General features: G+C 62.4%; 6 protein-coding genes and 2 pseudogenes. 2 read left to right on the top strand and 6 right to left on the bottom strand.

Going from position 1 to position 8,492, the window contains the following annotated elements; translation table 11 throughout:
- Positions 1-305 (bottom strand): annotated as a pseudogene (locus ACI944_RS08580) (hypothetical protein); the annotation flags it as partial.
- Between the two features lie 397 nt (positions 306-702).
- Here ACI944_RS08580 and ACI944_RS08575 point away from each other — a divergent pair.
- Together ACI944_RS08575 and ACI944_RS08570 are read left to right on the top strand one after the other, a co-directional pair.
- Positions 703-2,022 carry a HEAT repeat domain-containing protein gene (locus ACI944_RS08575; protein WP_411718639.1) on the top strand — a complete coding sequence of 440 codons (1,320 nt, stop codon included), beginning with the start codon at positions 703-705 and terminating at the stop codon, positions 2,020-2,022.
- 285 nt (positions 2,023-2,307) lie between these two features.
- Positions 2,308-2,571 carry a cox cluster protein gene (locus ACI944_RS08570; RefSeq protein WP_411718638.1) on the top strand — a complete coding sequence of 88 codons (264 nt, stop codon included), beginning with the start codon at positions 2,308-2,310 and terminating at the stop codon, positions 2,569-2,571.
- A 73-nt stretch (positions 2,572-2,644) separates the two neighbouring features.
- On the opposite strand, the gene ACI944_RS08565 is transcribed toward ACI944_RS08570, so the two are convergent.
- The 5 genes and pseudogenes from ACI944_RS08565 to ACI944_RS08545 form a co-directional block, all read right to left on the bottom strand.
- On the bottom strand, positions 2,645-3,457 hold the full coding sequence (locus ACI944_RS08565) for a CBS pair associated ParBc domain-containing protein (protein ID WP_411718637.1): 813 nt from the start codon (positions 3,455-3,457) through the stop codon (positions 2,645-2,647).
- Between the two features lie 90 nt (positions 3,458-3,547).
- Positions 3,548-4,990 (bottom strand): DHH family phosphoesterase, encoded by a 1,443-nt coding sequence (locus ACI944_RS08560; protein WP_411718636.1) that lies wholly within the window; start codon positions 4,988-4,990, stop codon positions 3,548-3,550.
- Positions 4,991-5,043: 53 nt separating this feature from the next.
- A complete protein-coding gene (locus tag ACI944_RS08555; protein ID WP_411718635.1) occupies positions 5,044-6,531 on the bottom strand; it encodes an NADH-quinone oxidoreductase subunit N in 1,488 nt (495 codons plus the stop codon).
- The gene (locus tag ACI944_RS08550) at positions 6,528-8,078 is read right to left on the bottom strand and encodes a complex I subunit 4 family protein (RefSeq protein WP_411718634.1); all 1,551 of its coding nucleotides are present in this window, start codon (positions 8,076-8,078) and stop codon (positions 6,528-6,530) included. The genes ACI944_RS08555 and ACI944_RS08550 overlap by 4 nt, the downstream gene beginning before the upstream one ends.
- Positions 8,079-8,492: pseudogene (locus ACI944_RS08545) on the bottom strand (NADH-quinone oxidoreductase subunit L); the annotation flags it as partial.

Raw genomic sequence — 8,492 nt, 5'->3', positions numbered from 1 at the left:
AGCTGTCGGTCGAACAACCGGAGGCGATCCGCTGGGTTCTTCGTGATTATGATAGCCAAGTTACTTCCCGAGACGAAGTGAACACGGGCATTGTCTGCGGCGGTGCTCTCGATGGGGGTATTTATGGGGATGTTCCCGCTTCGGCCGATCTCCTCCGATATATGCTTGTTTTGTTCTATATCCGTTGCAGCGTGGCCGTTGAGATGTTGTTTGAAATTCGTGCGGGCCGTGTCCCGCTCGTGTGTTTTTCCAGCCTCATCGCAGTACGGGCACCGCCATTCGAACCGGAAATCCGACTTGCTCACGTTTCCGGACGTATGTCGAAATAGGTGCGTTCCGGCCTTCCGTTTCAACCGCTCGTAGCTATCCGACCAGGCTGAAAACCCACAGCGATCACAGTTCCACTTTTGTACCATATGTACACTGACCGATGAAAAAACAGTACTATGCAGTCTATTTAGTTTCTCGGACAATATCCACCGATGAGAAGTACGCCGCGATTGGAGCTTATCGCTGTCTTTCATGCCCGCCGATATCGTCCTGTGTGGCCCACAGCTATCGATGGCATCCGTACATTAAAATGCATAGCACGAAAGCTTAGAAGCAACGTAGGCATCTGGTGGGTATCGCTTGAGACGAGATAGCAACGATACGACCAGGTGACCGACATCGTATGCCGCACGGGGGCATGGAGTGTAGAGGATGGACTCAGGAGACACTGATCGCGACAGATCCGGAAACTGGCTGGACAGACTAGAGGACGCGGAGTTCTCGGAGACAGACGAACGTTCGCACTTTTCGGTACTTGAACAGCCCATCGACGCGTCCGACGCTGACGAGCTCTGTCGACTGTTGCACACCGGTGAAATTGTAGCCATACGGGCCAGAGCCGCGGCGGCGCTGGGCATGATAGCCGGATCGAAACAGTACACCGCAACCGTTGTGGACGACCTGACAAGGGCGGTAGTCGAAGACGGGTCAACTGAGGTACAAGCGAGGGCTATCGACTCGCTGTATCTCTACGATCAGGATCACATTGACCGGCTGGCCGAAATGTTGATACAGTCGGTTGCACGCGAGAGCAGTAGCGCTGATCCAGCGGAATTTGTCGGCCGCTGGCTTACTGCGGAGTTTCCAGCGTTTCGGCTTATAGGGGCGACGGCCATCGGAGTTCTCGGCCAAGAGCGTATGCGTTCGCAACTCGTCGAGACATTCGATGACGACGACCGTCGGGTACGGTCGCGCGCTATCGAGTCCTACGGACAATCCGGCCCGGAGCCGAACCATCAGCCGGTGGAACGGATGCTTCGGGACGCTAATTCGATGGTTCGGCGCACGGCGGCTTCCACACTCGTCGAAATTGGAACCGATCCCGCGCTTGAAGCGTTGCTGTCCGTCACCGATGCGAGCGACGATCGACTACAGCGGATCGCTGTTTCGGAGCTTCACCGGCTGGATCGTCGCCGGACTGCAAGGGCACTCGTCGACGGAATCAAAACCGGGTCAGAGGCGGTTCGACAGCAAGCGATCATCTCGCTGATGCAACTCTGTACGAGAGGTGAATCGGTGGGCCACGAGGACGCGTGTGAGTACCTAACCGAGCGCTTGGAGTCGTCGACACTCACAGACACTGCGGGGATCGCTTCGAGTATCATCGTTAACGATCTGGAGAGCGACATCGGTCAGGAAACAGAGCGACAGGCCGTCCGGTTACTCGGGGAGATGGCTACCTCCGTAGAGCGTGAGGAAGTCGGGTGTCAGCTCGTTGATCCCCTTCGGAGTCCCGATGAACAAGTCAGGGATCTATCAGCGGAATATCTGCGGCAACTCGAAGGCGAACAGATCGAGGAGGGGCTTCGGAGCCTGAGCCGCGATTCGAGCGCACGCCGCGAAGCCAGACGCCGAGCGGCATCAATACTCGAAGAAATAAAACGGAACATGGCCGACTCGTCGGGAGACCACTCGGTCGAGTACACCTACGTCAAACAGCCAACCGACTACAGCGAAAAACACGGGGGATGAGTTCTCTTGAGTTGGATATATGACTGCCTGGACCCCTCGCGTTCGGGGCCCGACAACGCGACCGTACGGGGGCTCACGTGGAGCTGAGGACCAACAACAACGCAACCCCGGCCATGAGCACAGCGACGACGACAAGTACGACGAGAAGATACTCCTTTTCGGTAAACTGACGGCGTGATTCGGCCATACCGTTGATTAGATGGCCGCCCGCAAAAACGTTTCAAAACGCCGTAGGAGCACGGTGGAAACACAAAGCTCATTCAATCCACGGATCTACTATACGGTGTGACGGAGACAAACGCCGGCATCGAGGGCGAACGCGTCATCGCGGTCCTGTACGTGGTCGTCGTCTCGATCGCGGGCGCCTTGGGCGCCGCCATCGGGAGTATTGGGCTCCGGGATCTCAAGGCCGTGTCGTTTCTCGGCTTGGTGACGTTCCAGCCAACGCCGGTCGGACTGGCGGCTTTCGGCATGACGACCGTCGGCGTCTCACTTGGCGTCGCGTTGCTGTTGGTCGTGTACGTCTCGCGGAACTACGTCGACGCTTGACATCCTCTCCGCCCTAAGCAACGGCGATTCCACGGGGTGGCAATGGCCCGAGCGGTCCACAGCTCTGGCAGTATCAGGAATCCTGCAGCCGCTCCGTCGTCTCGACGAGGGGATGGTGGCCGTAATCAACCTCCTCAATGTCGTCGATCGATTCGAGATTGCTCTTTTTGGCAGTCTCTGCCATCCCCAACTCGACGCGTCTGTCGAGGCTGATCACGTAGGCATCCATCTCCTCGATATCGAGACGGTCGGCCGCCTTGACGCGGTGGTGGCCGTCGGCCAAAAGAAGCGTCCCCGCGTTGTCGATAACGACCAGCGGCTCCGCGAGTCCGTTTTCGAGTTCGTATCGGCGCCCTTCGAGTTCGTCAGTGTACACCTTTGTCTGCGTGGGTGTCAACGCCGCGAGCGAGACGGTGCGTCGCTCTTCGGTCGCCTCAGTGCCGTGGATCGACTCGAGGGTCCGCTTGAGTTTGCCCACCTTCTCGGGGGTCGCGCGTTCGATCTGCGAGCGGATGACGTCGGCGTTCGAGATGATCCCAGCGAGATTGCCGGCGTCGTCCACCACCGGGAGGCGTTCGATTCCGGACCGGAGAATGACGCGCGCCGCGTCGGTGATTCGCATGTCGGGGTGGGCGACGATGATGTCCGAGGTCATCACCTTGAATATCAGGTCGCGTTCATCGGCGAGCAACAGGTCCTGGGCACTGACGAACCCCTCGACCTGGCGGCCATCACACACCGGAAACCCGCTGTGGTTTTCGCTCCCGGCGATCCGTTCGGCGACCGCCTCGACGGAGTCGTCGGGCGAGACCGTCGCGACATCGCGGGTCATGTAGTCCTTCACTCTCGGCTTGCCGTCATAGGCGTCGTCTGAGCCAGCGTCCATTATCGAGTCGACGGCGCCGAACGGCAAAAAGCCCACTTCCTGCCGGCAGATCACCCCCAGCCACCGTGTGCGTCGATCACCCAGCGCTCTTTACTCCGCGAACCCCTGGCTGCCGTCGCCATCAGCGTAGATGAAAGGACCGTAGTCGGGGGTTACCCCAAGCGCCTCGAAGAACCGATCGGTGATCACGTCGGCGATCGCGTCGCACCGCTCGTCGGGGTCCGCGTCTTCGGTTAGGATGCAGGTTGGGATCTGCGCCCCGGCCATGTCGGCGTGCCCGCCAGCATCGCCGATCTGAGCGAACGCCTCACGGAGGATCTCGCCGAGGTCGCGATCGACCCCTCTGGAGCGTGCGGAGACGAACACCGTCCCATCGGTGTATCCGGAGACGAGCGTCGCCGTGATACCCTCCATGTCGAGGAGTTTGTCAGCGGCTTGAGCAAGCGTGTCCCGGTCGGATATTTCGCCCACACAGCTCGTCAGGATGTCGTTGGTCACCTGTCGGGCCGAGATGGCGCTCCCGACCGTCTCGAGGGTGTCAACCGAGACGCTCGGTGATTCGACCTGTCTGAGTCGGTCGGGATCGACCGATTCGACGAGTCTGGCGGCGGTCTCGAAGTCGGTGATAGAGACCCCTCGGCAAAAGTCCCGTGTGTCGGTTCGGATGCCGTACAACAGCCCGCTCGCGAGCGACTCGTTCAATTCGATACCGAGGCAGTTGAAGTACTCCGCGAGGATCGTACAGGTCGCCCCGAAGTCGCTCCGGAGGTCGACGAATCCGGCGTTGACCGGGGTTCGTGGTGGATGGTGGTCGACGACGATGTCGATCGGCGTCTCCGGCGGTAGCCCGTCGTTGACGCCCGGTCGGGAGTGGTCGACGAGGGCGACGGCGTCGAACGATGAGAGATCCGCATCGTCATTGAGATTCCGGAGGTCGAACTCGAAGAGATTCACCAGGGCACGGTTCTCTTGATGACCGATATTGCCGTAATAACACGCCTCCGCCTCAACGCCGAACTCCGAGGCGAGGTGACGGAGTCCGACGGCGGAGGCGATGGCGTCGGGATCGGGGTTATCGTGGGCGAGAACGGCGAGGCGACCGTCGATGCTGTTGAGGGCCGCCCGAAGCTCCCGAGTGTGAATGCCGTCGTCCCCAGCACACTCCAGAACGTCCTGCCCCACCTTCTCCGGAATATCGATGATCCGGTCGGCCTCGGGGACTGCCTCCCGGTCGACCCCGTCAGCGAGACAGGCCATGAGAAACGCGTCGGGGTACGCTGACCGAGCCGTCCGGACCACTCGCGCGAGCGCGTCGGCGGCCGGGGCGGCAACGACCGAATCGACGTCGCCGGCGACGGTCCGGATGTCGTCGACATCTCCGATGTCAACCCGGTTGGCATCGATACCGGCTTCACGGAGAGGTTCGGCGTGGTCGTCCTCGTCCACGAGCACGACGAGCGCCCCCGGTCGCTCCGCCAGCCGCTCGATGAACGACGTCCCGACCGCGCCGTAGCCCAACACCAGCCGATTCATACGCTTGTGTCCGACCCCAACAGTCTAAAACGTGCTGGAGCGCTGTCCGGGATTCAAAACAGCGCCGCCGCCGCGTCGAAGGCCGCGCCGTCGAAGACGGCTATGCCGGGCAACAAGAAGACGGTCGCAACCGCCGCAGTAAGCACTGCAACGTACAGCGCGGTCGGGTAACGCTCGATGGAGCGCTCCTCGACCGGGTCGTCGATCCACATCGCCTTGACCACGCGGCTGTAATAATAGAGGCTCAGCGCGCTGTTTATTGCGCCCACCGCGGCGAGCCACGGCACGCCGGCGCCGACGGCCCCCGCGAAGAGGTAATACTTCGAGATGAAACCGCCGCCGACGGGCAGGCCGGCGAGCGAGAACATGAACACGGTCATCGCCACGCACGCCAGCGGCGCTTGCCGGGCGAGGCCGTTGTAGTCCTCGAACGTACGGCCGATCTCCCAGTATTCGGCTAGCGCAACGAAGAGGAACGCGCCGGTATTCATGAACCCGTAGACGACGAGGTGGAGCATACTCGCCCCGAGAACGGTCGTTCCGGAACTCGCCCCGCCGACGCCGGTCAGCGCGGCCAGCCCGATCAACACGTAGCCCGCGTGGCCGATCGAGGAGTACGCGAGCATCCGCTTGACGTGCTCTTGGGTCGCCGCCGCGAAGTTCCCGATAGTCATTGTCAACACCGCGAGCACCTGAAACAGGAGCACCCAGTCGATCGACCCGACGACCGTCTCGATCGGGAACCCGACGAGCAGGATGCGGAACGCGAGGACGAAGCCGGCCGCTTTCGAGGCCGACGAGAGGAACGCCGAGACCGGGGCGGGCGCGCCCTCGTAGGCGTCCGGCGCCCAGAAGTGGAATGGTACCGAGGCCGTCTTGAACGCGAGGCCGCCGACGATCATGAGCACGCCGACGCCAAGCACGCCCGGGTAGCCGGCGGCCGCACCGCCGACCGCACTGGCGACGTCCGGGAGCAGGAGGCTGCCGGTCGAGGCGTACACGAGTGAGATTCCATAGACGAAGATAGCCGAGGAGAGCGCCCCGATCAGGAAGTACTTGAGCGCGCCTTCGACGGAGCCACGATTGCCCTTTAGATACGCGACAAGCGCATACGAGGGCAGGCTCGCGAGCTCGAGGGCGACGAACGCGACCGCGAGGCTGTTGGCCGAGGCCATCAGCGACATCCCCGTCGCTGCGAGCATGACGAGCATGTAGTACTCGGCTCGGTGGGGTAGTTCACGGATGTAATCGAAGGAAGCGACCGAGACGAGCGCGGTCACGCTGCCGAAAATGAACGTGAACAGCAGGCTCATTCCGTCGACGACCAACTGCCCGCCGAACAGCTCGACGCCCCCGTCGGCTGCTCCCGACAACAGGAGCACGCCGGAGGCGGAAAGCGTAGCGATGGCGCCGAACGCCGAGATGCCGGCGAGGAGGCCGCCGCTCGTTCGTCCCGGCGAGAACGCATCGAGCACGAACAGCGCGAGCGCGGCGAGGACGAACGCCCCGGCCGGCGCGAGCGCGAACCCGCCGGCGATCATCGAGCATCACCCCCGAACGGGAAGTCGACGATGTCTACGGTCGCGTCCCGGATCATCTCGAAGAACAGGTCCGGGGCGACGCCCAACGCGATGATGAGCGCAACGAGCACCACGAGTGGCGCGATATCGTGCAGCGGCGCGCGCCCGAGATCGTAGTCGGTTTCGAGCCGGTAGGGGCCGAACAGCGACCGCTGCATCGCCCACAGCAGATAGCCAGCGACGATCACGATGCCGAACATCGCCGCGGCGGTAAACAGCGGTGCGGCCGGCAACACCGTCGATTCGAACGCACCGAGGAAGACGAACAACTCACCCATGAACCCAGCCATGAGCGGTAGGCCCATGTAGGCGAACGCGCCGGCGAGGAACACCGCGGCGGTCACGGGCATCCGGGTCGCAAGCCCCGACATGTCGTCCACCATCCGGGTGTGGGTCGCGTTGTAGAAGACGCCGACCGTCATAAACAGGAGCCCGGAGATGAGGCCGTGGGCGACCATCTGGAACGTTGCGCCGCCGACGCCGTAGACAGTGTAGGCGACGAGGCCCAAGATGACGTAGCCCATCGAGGAGACCGACGAGTACGCGACGACACGTTTTAGATCCTGTTGGGCCAACGCGAGCAGCGCGCCGTAGATGATCGAGATCACGGCGATGGCGGCGATCGGGGCCGCGAGGGCTGCAGCCTGCTCGGGGAGTATTGTGAAGTTGAACCGCAGCAAAGCGTAGGTCCCCATTTTCAGCAGGACGCCGGCCAAAAGGACCGACACTGGCGTCGGGGCCTCGACGTGAGCGTCCGGCAGCCACGTGTGGAAGGGGACGATCGGGACTTTGACCGCGAAGCCGACGAACATCGCGAGGAAGGCGGCCATCGCGAGGGCGTCGGGGCCGACCCCGAACGCCGGCGTGCCGAGGTAGCCGAGTTGGCCCGCCCGGAGCGCCTCGGCGACTGCGGGCATGCTTGTCGCCGAGACCGCGCCACCCAGGCCAAACAGCAACGCGATGTAACCGATGAACATCACGAGCGAGGCGATGTTCGTATATATGAAGAACTTGATCGCGGCGTACTTACGACGAGGGCCGCCCCAGACGCCGATGAGCAGGTACATTGGGATCAACACAGCCTCCCAGAAGACGAACCAGAGGATGAAATCCAACGCGGCGAAGACGCCGATGAGGCTGCCCTCGAGGAACAACACGAGCCCGTAGAACTCGCTCTCGCGGGCGTCGATCGGCGTCCACGCGCTCAGGATGGCAAGCGTCGTCAACACTGTCGAGAGGACGACAAGCGGCAGGGAGATGCCATCAAGGCCGACGTGGTAGTTGACGGCGTAGGGGCCGAGTTGGAGCCACTCGGCGAACCGTTCGTAAGCGATATCACCACCAAGGAGGGCATTGCCGCTGCCGTCGAAGACGAGATACATGTACAGCGAGACGAGAAGCGGCGCGAGCGAGATGCCGAACGCGAGCCGGCCGGCGTACCGATCCGGAGCGACGAAGACCACAGCAGCGCCCAGCAGACACAACGCGAGGAGCGTCTCGACGAACATTCAGAGCCACCCCCCGAGGATTGCAAAGACGACAAGCAACGCGAGCAGACTCAAGAGCAACAGTGCCGCGTAGTTCGTCACGATACCCGTCTGGATCCGCCGCAGGCGGCTCCCGCTAAAGAGGCTCACGCTTGAGGCCGCGTTGACAGCGCCGTCGATGACGCCTTGGTCGAACGTATCAGCGGCGGCTGATAGCCGCACTGTGGCGCCTTTGGCGAGCCACACCTGGTACTCGTCCTGATAGTAGTTGTTCATGAGAAGCGTCCGTATACCGCCGAGTTTCTCCATATGTCGTGTCGGCGACGCACCGCGATAGAGTCCGTACGCGAGTCCGGCACCGAGCAACGCCAACCCGAGGCTGAGGCCGGCACCGAGCAGCAGCGTCGTCACCTCGCTTCCGACGTAGGCCGACTG

It is taken from the genome of Natronomonas sp., assembly GCF_046710025.1.
GTDB lineage: Archaea > Halobacteriota > Halobacteria > Halobacteriales > Haloarculaceae > Natronomonas.
This window is presented reverse-complemented; position numbering and strand designations above follow the sequence as displayed.